We start from the raw sequence: 20,043 nt of genomic DNA, 5'->3' as shown, positions 1-20,043 counted from the left end.
GTTTTATATTTATGTATTTTGTTTTAAATTTTTTTCACATAAAATTTTAGTATTTATTTCTATATTTAATTATTATAAAAAGTGCGATATTTGCCACTTAAACACAACTACATCGATTTCGTAAAATGGAAGAAAAAAACAGAACCCTTGGTGAATTTATTATTGAAAATCAAAATTCTTTTCAATATTCTACTGGAGAATTATCTCGTATAATCAATTCTATACGTTTAGCAGCAAAAGTTGTAAATTATAAAGTTAATAAAGCTGGTTTAGTAGATATAGTAGGCGCAGCTGGAGAACAAAATATTCAAGGTGAGGATCAACAAAAACTTGACGTTTTTGCTAACGAAACTTTTATCCAAACCCTAATTAATAGAGAGATTGTTTGTGGCATTGCATCAGAAGAAAATGATGATTTTATTACCGTAGCAGGTTCAGATCAAGGACATAATAATAAATATGTGGTTTTAATGGATCCGTTAGATGGCTCTTCAAATATTGATGTAAATGTTTCTGTAGGGACAATATTTTCGGTTTACAGAAGAATTACTCCAATGGGAACACCTGTTCAGTTAGAAGATTTTTTACAACCAGGCATCAATCAAGTAGCTGCAGGTTATGTTATTTATGGCACTTCTACCATGTTAGTGTATACAACTGGTCATGGTGTTAATGGTTTTACATTAAATCCTGCTATTGGAACTTTTTATTTGTCCCATCCAAATATGCAGTTCACACCTGATGGTAAAATATACTCTATAAATGAAGGAAATTACATTCATTTTCCTCAAGGGGTAAAAAACTATTTAAAATATTGTCAAATGGAAGAAGGAGATCGACCTTATACCTCTCGCTATATTGGAAGTTTAGTGTCCGATTTTCATAGAAATATGATAAAAGGAGGTATTTATATTTATCCGACTAGCTCTAAAGCACCTAATGGCAAACTTAGATTATTGTATGAATGTAATCCTATGGCATTTTTAGCAGAACAAGCTGGAGGAAAAGCCTCTGATGGCTTTAATAGAATTATGGAATTAGAACCAAAAGAATTACATCAACGGGTACCTTTTTTCTGTGGAAGTAAAAATATGGTTGAAAAAGCAGAAGAATTTATGAAAAAGCCTTAAAAAAATAGCTCTGAATTTTCAGAGCTATTTTTTTATTTATTCATATGTTGCATTTCGTAAATGAAAGTATCTAAATCAACATTTAATATAAGTAATGATAATGCTTTGTCTACAATATAATTTACATTACTCGGTGTAAATCCTAACGCTAAAGCAAAACGAGTTAAAATTTGTTTTTGTTTTGGGCCTAATACATGATCTGCATAAACCATTCTTGCTAAATCATATAATCTTTCTAATCTGTTTAAATGTAATACAGGTGGATTGATTGGGTATTTTGTAGGGTTTTCTAAAATTTCTTCATACTCAGAGGCAGAAATTTCTAATCTTGTAGCTAATTTATCTAAAAATTCTTTTTCTTCTACTGTTAAGGCACCATCAGATAAAGCAACTCTTACAATAGCTGAAAAATGTCCTTTGTTTCTATTTTTAAATTCGTTATCAAATAAATCTGAAAATGACATACTGTTTATTTTAAAGTTGCACAAAATTAAACATAATTTAGTTTTTAAAATAATCAAAACATGTATTTTTTAAATGGCAAGTAAATAATTCTTCCAAAATATGCTAAGCTTTTTATAAAGAAAATTATTTTTGTTAAAATAAATTGTAAGTTTGAATTCCCCAAAAAAATAATAAACTATGTCAGAATTTTGGTTGTATTTTAAAATAGGTCTAAAACATGTTTTAGACATTAATGCCTATGATCATGTATTATTTCTAATAGCTTTAATGGTTCCATATGCTTTTAAAGACTGGAAGAGAATTTTTATATTAGTTTCATTGTTTACCATAGGACATACTGTTTCTTTGTTTTTATCTGTTTTTGGAATAATTTCTATAAAATCTTCACTAGTGGAATTCTTAATTCCTATAACGATATTGGTTACAGCCGTTTTTCATCTTTTTACAGCTGGAAAATCTTCGAAAAATGAAAGTATTAGTTTTATTTCTATAATTACTTTGTTTTTTGGAATCATTCATGGTTTAGGTTTTTCAAATTATTTCAATGCGATATTGCCAGGTAATTCAACGGATAAGTTTCTGCCTTTACTTGAATTTGCATTAGGTATTGAAGCTGCACAAATTATTGTAGTTTTTATAGTGTTAATAATAGGATATATTGTGCAAACCGTTTTTAGATTTTCAAAAAGAGACTGGGCTTTAGTTATGTCAGCTTTTATAATAGGTGTGGTTACACCAATGATTATTCATAGTGAAATTTGGAATAGATAAGCATGGGAGAGAAAAAAATAAAATATGATAAAGCATATTTGCGTATAGCGAAGGAATGGGGTCAACTGTCATATTGTAAGAGAAAACAAGTTGGCGCGATTATTGTTAAAGATAGAATGATTATATCTGATGGATACAATGGTACACCTACAGGTTTTGAAAATTGTTGCGAAGATGAAACAGGTACAACAAAATGGTATGTCTTACATGCTGAAGCCAATGCAATATTGAAAGTAGCACGTTCTACGCAATCTTGTGAAAACGCAACTTTATATATAACCTTGTCACCATGTAAAGATTGTAGTAAATTAATTCATCAATCTGGAATAAAAAGAGTGGTATATCATGAAGAATATAAAGACACTTCTGGTGTGGATTTTCTTAGAAAAGCAGGTGTGGTAGTCGAATTATTGAGTGATTTAAGTTAAAAATGAAATGGAATAAAATATATTTCCCAATAATAATTGCAATAGCCATTGTAATAGGGTTGCTGTTGGGTAATAAATTGAGTTCTTATCAAGAAAATACTTTCTTAGGAAAAAATTCAAAAAAAAATAAACTTAATAAATTAATTGATTTTATCGATAGAGAATATGTTGATGATATCAATACGGATTCTATTGTTGATTTAACAGTTAATGGGATACTTGAAAATTTAGATCCTCATTCCGTGTATATTAGTAAAAAGGATTTAAAGACCGTTACAGAAAATATGAAAGGGGATTTTGTAGGAATCGGTGTTAATTTTTATATGTATAAAGACACGGTTGCTGTTATTAAACCGATAAAGAATGGGCCTTCAGAAAAAGCTGGAATTAAAGCAGGAGATCGAATTTTATATGCTGATAATTATCAATTATTCAATAAAAAAATACAAAATGATAGTCTTTTTTCTAAACTAAAAGGAGAAAAGGGATCAACAGTTTTAATAACTGTTTTTAGAAAGTCTACCAATCAGAAATTAAAACTTAAAGTAAAAAGAGATGTCATTCCAATAAAAAGTGTAGATATTGCTCTAAAAATTGATGCCGAAACAGGTTATATTAAAATTAATCGTTTTGCCGAAACTACTTATGATGAGTTTCATAGAGCATTATTATCTCTTAAAAATAAAGGGGTTAAAGATTTAATTATAGATTTAAGGGATAATGGAGGTGGTTACTTGGAAATGGCTGTAGCTATAGCAGATGAGATTTTAAAAGATAAAGAATTAATTGTAAAAACTAAAAATAAAAAAGGTACTGAAGATATAACGTATGCAACTACAAAAGGGGATTTTGAAGAGGGTAAAGTTTATGTGCTAATTAATGAAAATAGCGCTTCAGCAAGTGAAATATTAGCTGGAGCTATTCAGGATAATGATAGAGGGATTATTGTTGGAAGGCGTTCTTTTGGAAAAGGTTTAGTGCAACGAGAAATGCCATTAGGAGATGGTTCGGCTGTAAGATTAACAATAGCACGTTATTATACGCCATCAGGACGTTCTATTCAAAAACCCTATGAAGATAAAGGGGAGAATTATTTTAATGAATTTGAGAAACGTTTTCACAGTGGTGAATTGTATGAAGCAGATAGTATTAAGGTAGCAGATAGTTTAAAATTTAAAACAAAAAAAGGTCGAATAGTATATGGTGGTGGTGGTATTACTCCTGATGTTTTTGTGCCTTTTGAAGCCAAACATGGAGAAGAAGCAACACTTATGATTATGCAATCGGGTGTGGTGAGTTATTTTGTATTTGAACAATTGGATAAAAAAAGAAATTTCTTCAATGAAATAACTTATAGAAATCTTAAAGATGAAATACTAGGTAAAGATGAATATTTAATAGCTTTTAAAAAATATATTGCTGAAAGTGGAATTGTCTTAAATTTTTCTGATAAAGAAAAAATTAAAAAGTATTTATATGCTGAGTTTGTCAAACAACTCTACGATGATAACAATTATTATGAAATTATTCTTTCCGAAGATGCTATGATTAAAAAAGTTTTAGAAATTAAATAAGTTTATTTTCCAACCGCATCGTGCACTTGTACATGATTGCCATCATTCCATAAAGTCAAAATGTCAGCCGCTACGCTTGCTCCACTTCCTGCAGCAATAGATAATTGACTTCGATGTCCAGCTAATGTCCCACAAACATAAATACCTTCGCAAACTAAATGATCCTCGTTTTGCAATTGAATTCTATTTTTTATAGCTAGTGCTTTTTTATGAGGAATTACATAGGATTCTAAACCTTCAATTAAAAAAGGATTACTAGAACCAATAGCAACAACAATCAATTTAGAATGATACTCATTTTTATGGGTTACAACCGTAAAATTCTCAACTGAACCTTCAATTTTTAGTACTTTTTCATTTTCGATTTGTGTTACATGAGGATATAATTGCTGAAGATGCTCTAAACTTTCGTCTAACAATTCAGAACCTAGTTTTCCTGGAGGAATGCCATAAGCATTGTTGTAAACGCCATTTTGTAATGAAGATGCCTTTTGATGAGCAATCAAACCTATTTTTTTCTCTGACGCAAAGGGTTTGGTGTAAGCAGAACCTAATACTAAGGCACAAGAAACGCCAGAAACACCTCCGCCAATGATTAAAATATCATACATAAGAAATAATCAACTTTTAAAGTCTAAATTCCAAGATTTTAGATTTCTTATTTTGGAATTTATTTATTGGAAATTTAAAAATATTACTTTGTTTTTTCTTCTATTTTTTTGGAAACCAAAAAGATTAACATCAAAACTATAGCACATAATCCAGAAACAATTCCGATTAAAGCAACACTACTATTTCCTTCTAGTGGTGCATTATAATTTATTTTTGTAGCATTAAAAACAATTAAGGCTAAAGCTATAACAATAACTACAATACTAAATATTTTCATTTTATAATAAAGTTTATATAAACAATTGTTTTACATTGGCTCCAAATAGTTTTACTGAAATAGCCAATAGTATAATACCAAATATTTTTCGAATAATGCCTAAACCATTTGGGCCTAATACTTTCTCGATTTTCCCAGATACCTTTAAAACAATATATACAACTATTACGTTTATAATAATAGCAATAATAATATTAATTTTAGCATATTCGGCACGCAAAGAAAGTAAAGTAGTCATGGTTCCTGCTCCAGCTATTAATGGAAAAGCTATAGGAACTATCGAGGCTGTCGTTGGGTTGTCTTCTTTGTATAAGCGAATCCCTAAAATCATTTCCAAAGCTAAAAAAAAGAGCACAAACGAGCCTGCTACAGCAAAAGAGTTGGCATCTATTCCTATTAATTTTAAAATTTCTTCTCCTAAGAATAAAAAGGCAATCATAATAATTGCAGCAACTATAGTAGCTTTTTCAGATTGTATGTGTCCAATTTTACTACGTAAGTCAACAATGATAGGAATGCTACCTATGATGTCTATTACTGCAAATAAAATCATACTCACAGTAAAAACATGTTTCCAGTCTAATAATTCCGCAATATTCATAGTGCAAAGATAGCAATTACTAACAAAGAAATTATTACTAATTAAAGTATATTTATTTAATAGAACGAAAGCCTTATCTTTGCAAAATAATTTAATATCATTTATGTTTCAGCTAAATAAAACCATCGTTTCCGAAGAAATTTTAGAAAAAGAATTTGTCTGCAATTTATCTGCTTGCAAAGGAGCATGTTGTGTAGATGGTGATGCGGGTGCTCCTTTAGATGAAGCTGAAACAAAAATATTACAAGAAATTTATCCTAAAGTAAAACCTTTTTTAAGACCAGAAGGAATAAAAGCCATTGAAGAGCAAGGAACTTTTGTTACTGGAGAAGATGGAGAATTTGAAACCACTTTAATTGATGGTAGAGATTGTGCGTATGTTATTTTTGATAAAGAAACCGCTCTTTGTGGTATTGAACAAGCGTACAACCAAGGAGTAATTGACTGGAAAAAACCAGTTTCTTGTCATTTATACCCTATTCGAGTAAAAGAATATTCTGATTTTGCCGCTGTAAATTATCATAAATGGTATATCTGCTCAGATGCCTGTTCTTTAGGTAAAGAACTTGAAGTGCCCATCTATAAATTTGTCAAAGAAGCGCTTGTTAGAAAATTTGGACAACAATGGTATGACGAGTTAGAAAAAGTAGCTCAAGATTTAAAAAAATAGGCGTTAAAATTTACGTTGGAAAACCGCTCTTAACAGATGAATTTACTGCTGTTTACGGTTATTTTTCTATTGTTTTTAAAAAACACAAATAATTGTAAATCAGTGTTTTGAAAAAAGATTTTTGAGTAAGAAAATTTTTACTGGTTGTTAAAAACTTACTTTAATTGTGAATAAGTTTGACTTTCATTTCTCATTACAAATTACAAACTTTGTAAACTCTAAACCAATCAAAAATCTATAAAAAAATCGTATAAACAAAAAACAATTATGTTGGCAGTAGAACCTATATTAAAAGAGAACAAAGATCGTTTCGTAATTTTTCCTATCAAACACCATGATATTTGGGAATGGTATAAAAAAATGGAAGCCAGCTTTTGGACTGCTGAAGAGATAGATTTACATCAAGATATTACGGATTGGAATACCAAATTAAATGAGGATGAAAAATATTTCATCAAACATATTTTGGCATTTTTTGCAGCATCAGATGGTATCGTAAATGAGAACTTAGCTGAAAATTTTGTCAATGAAGTGCAATATGCTGAAGCTAAATTTTTCTATGGTTTCCAAATCATGATGGAGAATATTCATAGCGAAACGTATTCTTTATTAATTGATACCTATGTAAAAGATGAAGCTGAAAAAGACAAACTGTTTCATGCTATTGAGGTTTTTCCAGCTATTAAAAGAAAAGCAGAATGGGCTTTAAGATGGATTGAATCCGATTCTTTTGCTGAACGCTTAATTGCTTTTGCTGCTGTAGAAGGAATATTTTTCTCAGGGGCATTTTGTTCAATTTTCTGGTTGAAAAAACGTGGCTTAATGCCAGGTTTGACTTTTTCTAACGAATTGATCTCACGTGATGAAGGTATGCATTGTGATTTTGCAGTACACTTACATAATCATCACTTAATTAATAAAGTACCAAAAGAAAGAATTAGAGAAATTATAGTTGACGCATTAAATATTGAAAGAGAGTTTATTACAGAATCATTACCCGTGAGTTTAATTGGAATGAATGCAACTCTTATGACTCAATATTTAGAATTCGTTACAGACAGACTTTTAGTTGAGCTAGGCTGCGAAAGGGTATATAATGCTTCAAATCCATTTGATTTTATGGATATGATTTCGTTACAAGGTAAAACGAATTTCTTTGAAAAAAGAGTAGCTGAATATCAAAAAGCAGGTGTAATGAATAATGATTCTGAAGCTGGAAAAATAAGCTTTGATGCCGATTTTTAGCTTTTCTTAAAAAATTCTATTTAAGAATTTTGTAAAAAAAATAAACAAACAAACAAATAAACATATTGTTTGTCTTAAACAATATATTTTATAATTTGAAACAATGGCATGATTAAAAAAATCAAGCAATTTGTTTCTCTCATTCAGATGTTTTAGTTGCTATCGCTTCTTTCATTCAAATAGTTTTTGATTGAAATCGAAGACGTATCTAAATTAAGAAACAAGTAATTGAATTATTGAGAATAAAAATTTCGCTTCCATCAGAGCTAAGGAAGTAAAAGATGCTTTGGCTAATTAACCATTATATAAACAAGTGTAATATGAATGTAGTAAAAAGAGACGGAAGAAAAGAGCCAGTAATGTTTGATAAAATTACTGATAGAATTAGATTTTTATGCTATGAGCTAAATGAGTTGGTGGATCCAGTTAAGGTTGCTATGAGGGTAATTGAAGGATTATATGATGGTGTTACCACGTCTGAATTAGATAATTTAGCTGCGGAAACAGCTGCTTCAATGACTATTACACATCCTGATTATGCTCAATTAGCAGCTCGTATTGCTGTTTCGAACTTACATAAAAATACGACAAAATCATTCTCAGAAACCATGACTGAGATGTACAATTATATTAATCCTAGAACCAATCAAAAAGCACCCTTGTTATCTGATGAGGTGTATCAAGTAATAATGGATAATGCGGAAAGATTGGATTCTACGATTATTTACAACCGTGATTTTAACTACGATTATTTTGGTTTTAAAACCTTAGAGCGTTCGTACTTATTAAAAATTAACGGAAAGATTGTTGAAAGACCCCAACATATGTTAATGCGTGTTTCTGTTGGGATTCACTTAAACGATATTGAATCAGCAATTGAAACCTACGAATTAATGTCGAAAAAGTTCTTTACACATGCTACGCCCACTTTGTTTAATGCAGGTACGCCAAAACCACAAATGTCTTCTTGTTTCTTATTAACGATGAAAGACGATAGTATTGATGGGATTTATGATACATTAAAACAAACGGCAAAAATTTCACAATCTGCTGGAGGAATTGGTCTTTCTATTCATAATGTGAGAGCTACAGGTTCTTACATTCGTGGTACTAATGGAACATCAAACGGAATTGTTCCTATGTTACGAGTGTTTAATGATACCGCAAGATATGTTGACCAAGGTGGAGGAAAAAGAAAAGGTAGTTTTGCAGTCTATGTAGAGCCATGGCATGCCGATATCTTTGATTTCTTAGATTTAAAGAAAAATCACGGAAAAGAGGAAATGAGAGCTAGAGATTTATTCTATGCCATGTGGATGTGTGATTTATTCATGAAAAGAGTAGAGGAAGATGCAAAATGGACGTTAATGTGTCCTAACGAATGTCCCGGATTATATGATGTGTATGGTGAAGAATTTGATGCTTTATATTTGTCTTACGAAGCTGCAGGTAAAGGGAGAAAAACGATAAAGGCACGTGAACTTTGGGAAAAAATATTAGAATCTCAAATTGAAACAGGTACACCATATATGTTGTACAAAGATGCAGCGAATAGAAAATCCAATCAAAAGAATTTAGGAACGATTCGTTCTTCTAACTTGTGTACAGAAATTTTAGAATATACTTCTGAAGATGAAATTGCAGTATGTAATTTGGCTTCGATTTCGTTACCAATGTTTGTGGAAGAAGGGAAATTCAATCACCAATTCTTATTTGATGTAACCAAAAGAATTACACGAAATTTAAATCGAGTTATCGATAGAAATTATTATCCTGTTAAAGAAGCAGAAAACTCAAATATGCGTCACCGTCCAGTAGGATTAGGAGTACAAGGTTTGGCTGATGCTTTCATTTTGTTGAGAATGCCATTTACAAGCGATGAAGCTAAAAAATTAAATCAAGAAATTTTTGAAACGATTTATTTTGCAGCTGTTACTGCTTCTATGGAATTGGCAAAAGAGGAAGGACCCTATTCTACATTTGAAGGGTCTCCTATTTCTCAAGGAGAATTCCAATACAACATGTGGGGATTAAAAGATGAAGATTTATCAGGAAGATGGGATTGGGCTTCTTTACGTAAAGAGGTAATGACAAATGGAGTGCGTAATTCCTTATTATTAGCACCAATGCCTACAGCTTCTACGTCTCAAATTTTAGGAAACAATGAAGCTTTCGAACCGTATACCTCTAATATTTACACACGTAGAGTATTATCAGGTGAATTTATAGTAGTAAACAAACATTTATTACACGATTTAGTAGGTTTAGGTTTATGGAATGAAAACTTGAAACAAGAAATCATGAGAAATAACGGTTCTATCCAAAATATAGATATAATTCCTCAAGATATAAAAGAGTTGTATAAAACCGTTTGGGAAATGAGTATGAAAGATATTATCGATATGTCACGTCACAGAGGATATTTTATCGATCAGTCGCAATCGTTAAACTTATTTATGGAAGGTGCTACCATGGCAAAATTAACATCGATGCATTTTTATGCTTGGAAAAGCGGCTTAAAAACTGGAATGTATTATTTACGTACAAAAGCAGCCGTTGACGCCATTAAGTTTACTTTAAATAATGATAAAAAAGCGCAACCCGTTCCTGTAGCCGTAGAAGTAGAGCCAGAAATGACAGCTTCAGAATTTAAAGCGATGTTAGAGCGTTCTAAAAATGCAGGACCAGACGATTGCGAAATGTGTGGTTCTTAATATGTCTTTTATAATTATAAAATAAATAAAAACAGTCATCAAACGATGGCTGTTTTTTGTAAAGTAGAATTGCATTTCAATTCGTACCTTTGGAACCAAATAAAAAATCATGTCAAAAGAGAAAAAAGGAATTTATACTGGAAAAATTGAGCAAGATGAAAAAGGGAATTTTTTCTGTGGGGAATATTTATTAGATTATAAATATACGACTGCTAAGTTTGCTATTGGTGATGAAATTACAATTAAATCCGTAATTGAAAACCCTAGTGATATTAGCTATGATCAATATCCCAAAAAATCGAAAGATTTCTTTTTAGCTAACGATAAGCCTGCTAAATAATTCATTCCGATTTCTAAATTCTAACTTCAAATTTCTAACTTCAAATGATGCACTGGGAACAATTACTTTCATTAAAAAGACAAGGCGATACAGCAAAACGACTACGAAAAGACCAAGACGATACGCGTTTGGGTTTTGAAGTCGATTACGATCGGATAATTTTTTCTGCAGCTTTTAGAAGTTTGCAAGATAAAACCCAAGTCATTCCACTTTCTAAAACCGATTTTGTGCACAATCGTTTAACCCATAGTTTAGAGGTTTCGGTTGTAGGAAGATCTTTAGGTCGTTTGGTTGGGAAACAAGTGTTAGAAAAACACAGCTATTTGAAAGAATTGGGGTATCAAATGAACGATTTTGGAGCCATTGTAGCCGCTGCCGCTTTGGCACACGATATTGGCAATCCACCTTTTGGACATTCAGGAGAAAAAGCCATTGGAGAATATTTTAAAACAGGAAACGGTTTGCGTTTTAAAGCACAACTAACCGATAAAGAATGGCAAGATTTAATCGATTTTGAAGGAAATGCGAATGGTTTTTCGGTTTTGGCTACTTCTAGAGAAGGTATTGAAGGTTCGTTGCGTATTTCCTATGCTACTTTAGGTGCTTTTATGAAATACCCAAAGGAAAGTTTGCCCAAAAAACCCACTTCAAAAATATGCGATAAGAAATACGGCTTTTTTCAACAAGATAAAGCCTTTTTTAAAGATGTTGCACAAGAATTAGGACTCATACCTAATAAATCAGGAGAAGATATTGGCTTTGAACGTCATCCTTTGGCTTATTTGGTAGAAGCAGCCGATGATATCTGTTACACGATTATTGATTTTGAAGACGGTATCAATTTAGGTTTAATTCAAGAAGAATTTGCTTTGGAATACCTAATCAAATTGGTTAAAAATGGCATCGATACCAATAAATATCATCAGTTGACTACAAAAGAAGACCGTATCAGTTACTTGCGTGCCTTAGCAATTGGAAGTTTAATCAATGATGCGGTGAAAGTCTTTATGGAAAATGAAGAAGCCATTTTAAAAGGTGATTTTCCTTATTCTTTAATGGACAAAAGTCAGTATATCGCTCAAATGAAAGACATTATTAATATTAGTGTTAAAAATGTGTACCAATGTCGTGAAGTGGTTCAAAAAGAGGTTATTGGATACAAAATTATCAACACCTTATTGGATAAATTTTGTACGGCTTATCATAATACGATTGAAGGTAAAGCATCCAATTATGACACGATTGTGTTAAAATTATTACCCGAACGTTTTCTGCATCCTAAAGAAAAAGTATATGATCAATTGTTACATATTTGTCATTTTGTTTCTCTTTTAACCGATGGGAAAGCCCTTCAAACCTATAATATCATTGAAGGAAATCCAAATTAAATTACATCTTCAAATAAAAGTCTTGAGTGAGCTTGATGTACTCAGGAGTGTATTCATGACGAGAAATTTCAATAATTAATTCGTCAATTAAAGGATTTTGTTGGATTCTTGAAAAAGCCAGTAAACTTCTTTTTATTTCCGTAGTTGGAGTGCCTTTTACACGAGTAATTTGTAAAGGATACAATTCAAAAGAGGCTGCTAAAGCTAAAAACCGATTTTCTTCTTTGAACGGAAGAATTACTGAAAATATCCCGTTTTCTGAAAGTAATAAATCAGCCGCTTCTACTAAATCTTCAAAAGGTAAGGCGTCTTCGAAGCGAGCTACATCTCGTTGTTTGTTTTCAGATTTGTAATTTTCAGTGAAAAAAGGAGGATTGGAAACGATTAAATCATATTGTTGCACCAGTTCGCTTTCGCTCGAGTCGTCTTCAGGCTCTTCCATAAATTCATCAAGTCCTGCATGAAAGCAAAATAAACGGTCGTTCCATGGTGAGGCTTCAAAATTTTCTACCGCTTGTTCAAAAGCATCATCATCAATTTCTATAGCATCAATCTGTTCCGCATTGCTTCTTTGAGCAAGCATGAGTGTTACAATACCTGTTCCAGCACCGATATCAAGAATATTGTAAGGATTGTTAATCAAGGGTGTCCAAGCACCTAATAAAACACCATCAGTGCCAATTTTCATAGCACAACGATCTTGGTTTACTGTGAATTGTTTGAATTTAAACATTTTTAAAATTCTAATATTAGAAATTCCAAATTCCAAATGTGGGATGTGAGATAAATTAGTTACTTTTTGAAATAATTGTTGATAAAATTTTCCTCAATTCTTCTGATTCCTCTATCAAAGCTTTCGAAACCTCTTGAAATTCAATATTCATTTCATGAAGTAAACTTATCCAATATTTTGATTCTTTTGCTTCCTTTCTAGCTATTTTAGCTCTAAATAGAAAATCCTTATTGCCTAATTTTTCATTTGCTTCAATGTAATTTGCACCTACTGAACCAGAAGATCGGATTAATTGTTTGCCATCTTCAATATTGGAAATTGTTTTTGGTAGTTTTTGTATATATAATCTGCAATCCTTTGCAAATAAAAAAGTTCTTTCCTCTAAATCAAATGGTTTATTCATTGATGTTGGAATTTGGAATTTTAATGTTGAAATTTTATGAAAGATATAAGTCAACCAATCCCACTGGAGTGTTGAGAATTACTTTTTTATTGGTTCTATCAATTTTTACAATAAAGTCATCAATCATGGGAACCAAGATTTCGATTTCACCATTTAGAATTTCAAAAAGTGGTTGTGCATTACTATCGTTCACTCCTTTCATTGTGCCAATAGTTCCTAAGCGAACATCTTCAACTTCAAAACCTACAATTTCATGATAATAAAACTTATTTCCTTCTAATTTAGGTAACATCGAAAGCGGAAGATACACTTCACAATTCATAATTTCATCAGCCGCAGCTTCAGAATCAATATCTTCAAAACGTACGCGTAAAAATTTGTCTTTGTGAAGGGCGCTTTTTTCAATAAAAAAAGGAACCAGTGATTTGTTGAGTTCCACAAATACTGATTCCAAATTTTCATACAATTCAGGTTCGTCTGTATCTAAATAGATTAGAACTTCCCCTTTAAAACTAAATTTTCTCGCAATTTTGCCTAAATAGAAGCATTCTTTTTTATGCATTATTACGAATTAAAATTAAGCTTCTGTTTCTTCGTTGTTTTCTTCAACAGCTGGAGCTTCTTCAGCAGCAGCTTCTTCAGTAGCAGCCTCAGCTTCTGCGGTTTTTGCAGCCTCAGCTTGAGCAGCTAAACGTTTTTCGTTAGCTTCTTTTTCAGCTTTTAATGCTTTCGCTTTAGCGTCAGCTTGTGCTTTGCTTAAACCATCTTTCTTAGCATCAACTTTTCCAGCTTTCTCTTCTAACCAAGCAGCTAATTTAGCATCTGCTTGCTCTTGAGTTAAAGCACCTTTACGAACTCCTCCATCTAAATGGTGTTTTAATAAAGCACCTTTGTAAGATAAAATTGCTCTTGCAGTATCAGTTGGCTGAGCACCGTTGTGTAACCATTGTACAGCGCTATCTAAATTTAAATCGATAGTTGCTGGGTTAGTGTTTGGATTGTAAGTTCCGATTTTGTCTAAGAATTTACCATCTCTTTTTGAACGAGCGTCTGCTGCTACGATCCAGTAAAAAGGTTTTCCTTTTTTACCATGTCTTTGTAATCTAATTTTTACAGGCATAATCTTTTGATTAATTTGAGGTACCCGACCTCGGTTATTTAAGGGTGCAAATGTACAAAACTTTGTTTTACAATAGTATAAGTTTTGAAAAAATATTTTTCTCTATTTTGTGTTTTGTTTAGATTAAAAAAATTATTTTTGTCTAATTATGTACTAAACAAGTTATTAAATGAAAAAAATAGTTGCTTTATTTGGTTGTGTTTTATTATTGACTTCTTGTGTAAATGAAACGCAGATCAACAACCCTGCATTCCAAGCAAAATTTAATGATGCCAATTGGAAATCACAAGAAACGTCCTTGTCTATTGGAGCTAATGGAGGTTTAATTATTACAGCTTTAAGAGGGAATGAAAAATTAGTGCTTACAACAAGTGCCGCTAATCCTGGAACCTATATTTTAGGGACTACAAATCAAGCTAATTTTGGTACTTATACTTTAAAGTCAGGAACTAATACAACTATTTTTGATACTGGAGCTTTTCCTGGTCCAGCTTTTTTAACAAGAAAATTAACTTCTGGGAATGCTTATTCAGCTTCTACTTCAGCTTTAACAACAGGCGGTTCTGGTAGCGGTTTAGTATTTAAAATTACGGTTAACAATTTAGGTGCTATTGTGACCGATACTATTAAAGCAAGAGGAGCTAATTATCTAGCTGGCGATGTAGTAACTGTTGATGGAGGAAATAATAATGCTACTTTTAGAGTGTTAAATACACAACAAAGTAACGGAGAAGTAGTGATTCAAAAAGTAGAAAATGGTACTTATACAGGTACGTTTAAGTTAAATGCTGTGGATGATGACGGACAAGTAGTTACTTTTTCTGAAGGTATATTTTACCGATTACCAATCAATTAAAAAATTTAAAAATAATTATAAAACCATCTCATTTGAGATGGTTTTTTTCTTGTTAACAACTAAAATTGTGCATCATTTTTAATAATTGTATTTTTGAACACTACCAAATTTTGTAATTTGGAATTTTTATTTTTTGAAATTTTACCCTATAATTATCTGGAAATAAATCTATTATGTATTTAATCTTCGATACGGAAACCACAGGATTGCCTAGAAGTTGGGCTGCACCCATAACCGACACCGATAACTGGCCTCGTTGTATACAAATTGCGTGGCAATTGCATGATGCTATGGGAAATCTTATCGAGCATCAAGATTATTTGGTAAAGCCAGATGGGTTTAATATTCCGTATGATGCCGAACGCATTCATGGTATTTCTACTGAACTAGCAGAAGAACAAGGGGTCTCTTTGAGCGAAGTATTGGAAAAATTCAATATAGCGCTTTCCAAAGCCAAGTTTGTTGTGGGTCAAAATGTAGGTTTTGATGTCAATATTATGGGCTGTGAATTTTATCGAATGGGTGTCGTTTCCGAAATGGCAAAAATGCCTGTTTTAGATACTTGTACAGAAGTTACAGCCGAATTACTAAAATTACCAGGAGGTAGAGGAGGTAAATTTAAGTTGCCTACCTTGACTGAATTACATGAATATTTATTTGGAGAACCTTTTGCAGAAGCGCACAATGCTACAGCCGATGTGGAAGCAACCACGCGTTGTTTTTTAGAATTAATCAAAAGAGAGGTCTTTACAAAAGAAGAATTGGACGTTGCTCCCGATTATTTTACACGTTTTAAAGAAAATAATCCGGCTAAAATTCAATTAATTGGATTACAGCACATCAATTTAAAAGCAGCTTCAGACGCCATTCGTAAAAAACTGCAAAAAATTGAACAAGAAAATGTTCAAACGACTATTTCTGAAGAAGATAAAAAAGATTTTTCTAAAGCGAAGTTCGCGCACTTACACAATCATACTCAATTTTCAGTATTGCAATCGACCATTGCAATCCCAGCTTTAGTAAATGCAACTGCTAAAAATAATATGCCGGCTGTTGCGATGACCGATACTGGAAATATGATGGGCGCTTTTCACTTTGTGAGTGCAGTTATGAATCATAATAAAGCTGCAAAAGCAAAGATTGAAGCGGCAATTGAAGCTGGTGAAGCACCTACCGATACCGAAATAAAACCCATTGTAGGTTGCGAATTTCATATTTGCGACAATCATTTGGATAAAACCAAAAAAGACAATGGGTATCAGGTGGTTTTATTAGCAAAAAATAAAAAAGGGTATCATAATTTAGCTAAAATGGCTTCCATCGCTTATGTAGATGGATTTTATTATGTTCCTAGAATTGACAAAACAATTGTTGAAAAATACAAAGAAGATATCATGGTTTTGTCTGGGAATTTATACGGAGAAATTCCTAGTAAAATTTTAAATATTGGTGAAAACCAAGCCGAAGAAGCTTTGATTTGGTGGAAAAATCAATTTGGAGCCGATTTCTATTTGGAAATCATGAGGCATAATCAAGAAGATGAAAATCGGGTAAATAAAACCTTAATTGAATTGGCTCAAAAGCACCAAGTAAAATTGGTTGCAACCAATAATACATTCTATCTAAACAAAGAAGATGCTAATGCACATGATATTTTATTGTGTGTGAAGGATGGAGAAAAACAAGCAACGCCTATTGGTAGAGGAAGAGGATATCGCTACGGTTTACCCAATCAAGAATATTATTTTAAGTCGGAAGAAGAAATGAAAAAACTTTTTACCGATTTACCAGAAGCCATTATAAACATCCAAGAAATAATTGACAAGGTCGAAATTTACTCACTTTATCGCGATGTATTACTACCAAAATACGATATTCCAGATGAATTTGTCGATCCTGCCGATGCAGAAGATGGTGGTGTTCGAGGTGAAAATGCGTATTTAAGACATCTTACTATGGAAGGTGCCAAACGCAGGTACACTGAAATCACTCCAGATATTCAAGAACGTTTGGATTTTGAATTGTTAACGATTTCGAATTCAGGGTATCCAGGCTATTTCTTAATTGTACAAGATTTTATTGCTGAAGCTAGAAAAATGGATGTTTCTGTAGGTCCAGGTCGTGGTTCGGCTGCGGGTTCTGCGGTAGCATACTGTTTAGGAATTACAAATATAGATCCTATTAAATACGATTTACTTTTTGAGCGTTTCTTAAACCCAGATCGTGTATCCATGCCCGATATTGATATTGATTTTGATGATGAAGGACGTGGACGTGTGATGGATTACGTAATTAAAAAATACGGAGCCAATCAGGTAGCGCAAATTATCACGTATGGTAAAATGGCAACAAAATCAGCTATTCGAGATACGGCTCGTGTGCTGGATTTACCTTTGTTTGAAGCCGATCGAATTGCCAAATTAATTCCAGGAATGATGCCTTCCAAATGGAATTTAGCCCGATTCATTTCTGAAAAAGAAGAAGAGGTTAAAAAAGCCTTACGTTCGGATGAGTTTGATCGAGTTAAAGAATTAATTGCCATCGCAAACGAAGGTGATTTAGCTGGTGAAACGATTCAGCAAGCAAAAATATTAGAAGGTTCGATGCGTAATACCGGAATTCATGCGTGTGGGGTAATTATTACACCTTCTGATATTACCAATTATGTTCCGGTAACAACGGCTAAAGATTCTGATTTATATGTCACCCAATTTGATAACTCGGTTGCTGAAAGCGCTGGATTATTAAAAATGGACTTCTTGGGTCTGAAGACCCTAACCTTAATAAAAGATACCGTTAAATTAGTTAAATATCGAACGGGAATTCAATTGAATCCAGACGAATTTCCTATAGACGATCCAAAAACCTATGAGTTATTCCAAAGAGGGGAAACGGTTGGAATCTTCCAATATGAGTCACCGGGAATGCAAAAGTACATGAAGGATTTGAAACCAACCGTTTTTGGTGACTTAATTGCCATGAATGCGTTGTATCGTCCAGGTCCTTTGGAATACATTCCTTCATTCGTAAGAAGAAAAAATGGAGAAGAACCTATTGTATATGATTTAGATGCCTGTGAAGAATATTTAGGTGAAACCTACGGAATTACGGTATATCAGGAACAGGTAATGCTTTTGTCTCAATCTTTAGCGGGTTTTACAAAAGGTGAAGCCGATGTCTTGCGTAAGGCAATGGGGAAAAAGCAGAAAGATGTTTTGGACAAAATGAAGCCTAAGTTTGTAGAGCAAGCGGCAGCAAAAGGACATAATGCTACTGTTTTAGAAAAAATATGGAAAGACTGGGAAGCCTTTGCAAGTTATGCCTTCAATAAATCACACTCTACTTGTTATGCTTGGGTAGCCTATCAAACCGCTTATTTAAAAGCACATTATCCAGCGGAATATATGGCAGCCGTGCTTTCTAATAATATGAATGATATTAAGCAGGTTTCTTTCTTTATGGAAGAGTGTAAACGTATGGGATTAGCCGTTTTAGGTCCAGATGTGAATGAATCCTATTATAAATTTACCGTAAATGAAGACTATGCCATTCGCTTTGGAATGGGAGCCATTAAAGGTGTGGGTGAAGGAGCTGTAAATACGATTGTTGAAAGTAGAAAAGAGGGCAAATACAAATCTATTTTTGATTTAGCTAAACGAATCGATTTGCGTGCAGCCAATAAAAAAGCATTTGAAAATTTAGCTTTAGCAGGTGGTTTTGATTGTTTTTCAGATACACATAGAGCGCAATATTTTCATGAGGAAGGCGATCATATTACTTTCTTGGAAAAAGCGATGCGATATGGTTCTAAGTTTCAAGAAAATGAGAATTCTTCTCAAGTCAGTTTGTTTGGTGATGCTTCCGAAGTACAAATAGCTGAACCGGTTGTTCCACCTTGTGAAGAATGGAATACCATGGAAAAATTGGCCAAAGAAAAAGAAGTAGTTGGGATTTATATTTCGGGTCACCCTTTGGATGATTATAAATATGAGATGAAATATTTCTGTAATGCGAAGTTAGAAGAGCTGAAAGATTTAAATAATTTCGTTGGTAAAAATATTAGTATTGGTGGAATCATTACCAGAGTAGAACACCGTGTGGCAAAAAATGGAAAAGGTTGGGGTATGTTTACTTTGGAAGGTTATGATGAAACCTACGAATTTAGAATTTTTGGAGAAGAATATTTAAAGTTTAGGCACTTTTTAATTCAAAACAATTTTACCTTTATTAAATTGGTAGTAAAAGAAGGTTGGGTAAACGCTGAAGGGAAAAAAGGAGATCCACGATTACAATTTATAGAAGTAAAAATGTTGCAAGATGTGTTGACGACTTTTGCAAAAAAACTGATTTTACAATTTAGTATTACCGATTTAAGTGAAAGCTTAATTCAATCTTTATATGATTTGTTTACCAAAGAAAAAGGCGAGAACACCGTTACTATTGAAGTTATGGAGTTGGAAAAAATAAAGAAACAAATTATCGAAACGGTTGAAGACGAAACTATAGATGTGAGTGATGATACAGATTCGGAAGAAGCATTAGAGTCAGTTGCAATTGCTCCTACAATTAAAGAGGTAGAAGAAATAAAAGTGGTAACGAAGTTGAGTATGCCGAGTAGGAAAATGAAAGTTAAAATTTCTAACGAACTCTTACAGGAACTGGAAAGCATGCAAATTAATTTTAAACTCAATTAATGTTAGCTAGATGACAAACCAA

19 protein-coding genes are annotated in these 20,043 nt (G+C 32.4%); 11 read left to right on the top strand and 8 right to left on the bottom strand.

What is annotated here, in order from left to right; translation table 11 throughout:
* Positions 1 to 125: 125 nt before the first annotated feature.
* Complete coding sequence (gene fbp, locus HALO113_RS07475; RefSeq protein WP_159778425.1) at positions 126 to 1,130, top strand: class 1 fructose-bisphosphatase; 1,005 nt, start codon at positions 126 to 128, stop codon at positions 1,128 to 1,130.
* A gap of 32 nt (positions 1,131 to 1,162) precedes the next feature.
* Here the strand turns inward: fbp and HALO113_RS07470 are convergent, their stop codons facing one another.
* Positions 1,163 to 1,594: a TerB family tellurite resistance protein gene (locus tag HALO113_RS07470; protein ID WP_159778424.1), complete on the bottom strand. Its 432-nt coding sequence runs from the start codon at positions 1,592 to 1,594 to the stop codon at positions 1,163 to 1,165.
* 178 nt (positions 1,595 to 1,772) lie between these two features.
* Between HALO113_RS07470 and HALO113_RS07465 the strand changes: the two genes are divergently transcribed.
* Genes HALO113_RS07465 through HALO113_RS07455 form a run of 3 tightly spaced genes read left to right on the top strand, consistent with a single transcriptional unit; the run spans position 1,773 to position 4,368 of the window.
* Positions 1,773 to 2,366, top strand: a complete 594-nt coding sequence (locus tag HALO113_RS07465; protein WP_159778423.1) for a HupE/UreJ family protein — start codon at positions 1,773 to 1,775, stop codon at positions 2,364 to 2,366.
* Between the two features lie 2 nt (positions 2,367 to 2,368).
* Positions 2,369 to 2,794: a dCMP deaminase family protein gene (locus HALO113_RS07460; protein ID WP_159778422.1), complete on the top strand. Its 426-nt coding sequence runs from the start codon at positions 2,369 to 2,371 to the stop codon at positions 2,792 to 2,794.
* Between the two features lie 2 nt (positions 2,795 to 2,796).
* Positions 2,797 to 4,368, top strand: coding sequence for a S41 family peptidase (locus HALO113_RS07455; protein WP_159778421.1), 1,572 nt, complete (start codon positions 2,797 to 2,799; stop codon positions 4,366 to 4,368).
* Positions 4,369 to 4,370: 2 nt separating this feature from the next.
* Here the strand turns inward: HALO113_RS07455 and HALO113_RS07450 are convergent, their stop codons facing one another.
* The 3 genes from HALO113_RS07450 to HALO113_RS07440 all read right to left on the bottom strand — a co-directional run bounded on the left by HALO113_RS07450 (position 4,371) and on the right by HALO113_RS07440 (position 5,858).
* On the bottom strand, positions 4,371 to 4,979 hold the full coding sequence (locus tag HALO113_RS07450) for an FAD-dependent oxidoreductase (protein ID WP_159778420.1): 609 nt from the start codon (positions 4,977 to 4,979) through the stop codon (positions 4,371 to 4,373).
* An 83-nt stretch (positions 4,980 to 5,062) separates the two neighbouring features.
* Positions 5,063 to 5,257 (bottom strand): hypothetical protein, encoded by a 195-nt coding sequence (locus HALO113_RS07445; protein ID WP_159778419.1) that lies wholly within the window; start codon positions 5,255 to 5,257, stop codon positions 5,063 to 5,065.
* Positions 5,258 to 5,270: 13 nt separating this feature from the next.
* On the bottom strand, positions 5,271 to 5,858 hold the full coding sequence (locus tag HALO113_RS07440) for a MarC family protein (protein WP_159778418.1): 588 nt from the start codon (positions 5,856 to 5,858) through the stop codon (positions 5,271 to 5,273).
* Between the two features lie 103 nt (positions 5,859 to 5,961).
* On the opposite strand from HALO113_RS07440, the gene HALO113_RS07435 reads away from it, so the two are divergent.
* The 5 genes from HALO113_RS07435 to dgt all read left to right on the top strand — a co-directional run bounded on the left by HALO113_RS07435 (position 5,962) and on the right by dgt (position 12,215).
* Positions 5,962 to 6,528, top strand: a complete 567-nt coding sequence (locus HALO113_RS07435) for a DUF3109 family protein (protein WP_159778417.1) — start codon at positions 5,962 to 5,964, stop codon at positions 6,526 to 6,528.
* Positions 6,529 to 6,795: 267 nt separating this feature from the next.
* Complete coding sequence (locus HALO113_RS07430; RefSeq protein ID WP_159778416.1) at positions 6,796 to 7,773, top strand: ribonucleotide-diphosphate reductase subunit beta; 978 nt, start codon at positions 6,796 to 6,798, stop codon at positions 7,771 to 7,773.
* 320 nt (positions 7,774 to 8,093) lie between these two features.
* Positions 8,094 to 10,487 (top strand): ribonucleoside-diphosphate reductase subunit alpha, encoded by a 2,394-nt coding sequence (locus HALO113_RS07425; protein ID WP_159778415.1) that lies wholly within the window; start codon positions 8,094 to 8,096, stop codon positions 10,485 to 10,487.
* A 109-nt stretch (positions 10,488 to 10,596) separates the two neighbouring features.
* Positions 10,597 to 10,827 carry a hypothetical protein gene (locus HALO113_RS07420; protein WP_140997272.1) on the top strand — a complete coding sequence of 77 codons (231 nt, stop codon included), beginning with the start codon at positions 10,597 to 10,599 and terminating at the stop codon, positions 10,825 to 10,827.
* A 47-nt stretch (positions 10,828 to 10,874) separates the two neighbouring features.
* On the top strand, positions 10,875 to 12,215 hold the full coding sequence (gene dgt, locus HALO113_RS07415; RefSeq protein ID WP_159779578.1) for a dGTP triphosphohydrolase: 1,341 nt from the start codon (positions 10,875 to 10,877) through the stop codon (positions 12,213 to 12,215).
* Between the two features lies 1 nt (position 12,216).
* Here the strand turns inward: dgt and HALO113_RS07410 are convergent, their stop codons facing one another.
* From HALO113_RS07410 to HALO113_RS07395, 4 genes are read right to left on the bottom strand one after another with little or no spacing between them, the layout of a single operon-like run.
* On the bottom strand, positions 12,217 to 12,948 hold the full coding sequence (locus HALO113_RS07410) for a tRNA1(Val) (adenine(37)-N6)-methyltransferase (RefSeq protein ID WP_159778414.1): 732 nt from the start codon (positions 12,946 to 12,948) through the stop codon (positions 12,217 to 12,219).
* Between the two features lie 55 nt (positions 12,949 to 13,003).
* Positions 13,004 to 13,351 carry a four helix bundle protein gene (locus HALO113_RS07405; RefSeq protein ID WP_159778413.1) on the bottom strand — a complete coding sequence of 116 codons (348 nt, stop codon included), beginning with the start codon at positions 13,349 to 13,351 and terminating at the stop codon, positions 13,004 to 13,006.
* A 34-nt stretch (positions 13,352 to 13,385) separates the two neighbouring features.
* Positions 13,386 to 13,913 carry a ribosome maturation factor RimM gene (rimM, locus tag HALO113_RS07400; protein ID WP_159778412.1) on the bottom strand — a complete coding sequence of 176 codons (528 nt, stop codon included), beginning with the start codon at positions 13,911 to 13,913 and terminating at the stop codon, positions 13,386 to 13,388.
* A 15-nt stretch (positions 13,914 to 13,928) separates the two neighbouring features.
* Positions 13,929 to 14,471 (bottom strand): 30S ribosomal protein S16, encoded by a 543-nt coding sequence (locus HALO113_RS07395; RefSeq protein ID WP_159778411.1) that lies wholly within the window; start codon positions 14,469 to 14,471, stop codon positions 13,929 to 13,931.
* A gap of 169 nt (positions 14,472 to 14,640) precedes the next feature.
* On the opposite strand from HALO113_RS07395, the gene HALO113_RS07390 reads away from it, so the two are divergent.
* Together HALO113_RS07390 and dnaE are read left to right on the top strand one after the other, a co-directional pair.
* Positions 14,641 to 15,327, top strand: a complete 687-nt coding sequence (locus HALO113_RS07390) for a DUF6252 family protein (protein ID WP_159778410.1) — start codon at positions 14,641 to 14,643, stop codon at positions 15,325 to 15,327.
* A 173-nt stretch (positions 15,328 to 15,500) separates the two neighbouring features.
* Positions 15,501 to 20,021 (top strand): DNA polymerase III subunit alpha, encoded by a 4,521-nt coding sequence (dnaE, locus tag HALO113_RS07385; protein ID WP_159778409.1) that lies wholly within the window; start codon positions 15,501 to 15,503, stop codon positions 20,019 to 20,021.
* The last annotated feature ends 22 nt before the right edge of the window (positions 20,022 to 20,043 follow it).

The sequence above is a fragment of the Flavobacterium sp. 9AF genome (genome assembly GCF_902506265.1).
Classification (GTDB): Bacteria; Bacteroidota; Bacteroidia; order Flavobacteriales; family Flavobacteriaceae; genus Flavobacterium.
This window is presented reverse-complemented; position numbering and strand designations above follow the sequence as displayed.

Bases quoted from the DNA above. Each gene is read 5' to 3' on its own strand.
- fbp (WP_159778425.1), top strand. From the start codon at position 126: ATGGAAGAAAAAAACAGAACCCTTGGTGAATTTATTATTGAAAATCAA.
- HALO113_RS07470 (WP_159778424.1), bottom strand. From the start codon at position 1,594: ATGTCATTTTCAGATTTATTTGATAACGAATTTAAAAATAGAAACAAA.
- HALO113_RS07465 (WP_159778423.1), top strand. From the start codon at position 1,773: ATGTCAGAATTTTGGTTGTATTTTAAAATAGGTCTAAAACATGTTTTA.
- HALO113_RS07460 (WP_159778422.1), top strand. From the start codon at position 2,369: ATGGGAGAGAAAAAAATAAAATATGATAAAGCATATTTGCGTATAGCG.
- HALO113_RS07455 (WP_159778421.1), top strand. From the start codon at position 2,797: ATGAAATGGAATAAAATATATTTCCCAATAATAATTGCAATAGCCATT.
- HALO113_RS07450 (WP_159778420.1), bottom strand. From the start codon at position 4,979: ATGTATGATATTTTAATCATTGGCGGAGGTGTTTCTGGCGTTTCTTGT.
- HALO113_RS07445 (WP_159778419.1), bottom strand. From the start codon at position 5,257: ATGAAAATATTTAGTATTGTAGTTATTGTTATAGCTTTAGCCTTAATT.
- HALO113_RS07440 (WP_159778418.1), bottom strand. From the start codon at position 5,858: ATGAATATTGCGGAATTATTAGACTGGAAACATGTTTTTACTGTGAGT.
- HALO113_RS07435 (WP_159778417.1), top strand. From the start codon at position 5,962: ATGTTTCAGCTAAATAAAACCATCGTTTCCGAAGAAATTTTAGAAAAA.
- HALO113_RS07430 (WP_159778416.1), top strand. From the start codon at position 6,796: ATGTTGGCAGTAGAACCTATATTAAAAGAGAACAAAGATCGTTTCGTA.
- HALO113_RS07425 (WP_159778415.1), top strand. From the start codon at position 8,094: ATGAATGTAGTAAAAAGAGACGGAAGAAAAGAGCCAGTAATGTTTGAT.
- HALO113_RS07420 (WP_140997272.1), top strand. From the start codon at position 10,597: ATGTCAAAAGAGAAAAAAGGAATTTATACTGGAAAAATTGAGCAAGAT.
- dgt (WP_159779578.1), top strand. From the start codon at position 10,875: ATGCACTGGGAACAATTACTTTCATTAAAAAGACAAGGCGATACAGCA.
- HALO113_RS07410 (WP_159778414.1), bottom strand. From the start codon at position 12,948: ATGTTTAAATTCAAACAATTCACAGTAAACCAAGATCGTTGTGCTATG.
- HALO113_RS07405 (WP_159778413.1), bottom strand. From the start codon at position 13,351: ATGAATAAACCATTTGATTTAGAGGAAAGAACTTTTTTATTTGCAAAG.
- rimM (WP_159778412.1), bottom strand. From the start codon at position 13,913: ATGCATAAAAAAGAATGCTTCTATTTAGGCAAAATTGCGAGAAAATTT.
- HALO113_RS07395 (WP_159778411.1), bottom strand. From the start codon at position 14,471: ATGCCTGTAAAAATTAGATTACAAAGACATGGTAAAAAAGGAAAACCT.
- HALO113_RS07390 (WP_159778410.1), top strand. From the start codon at position 14,641: ATGAAAAAAATAGTTGCTTTATTTGGTTGTGTTTTATTATTGACTTCT.
- dnaE (WP_159778409.1), top strand. From the start codon at position 15,501: ATGTATTTAATCTTCGATACGGAAACCACAGGATTGCCTAGAAGTTGG.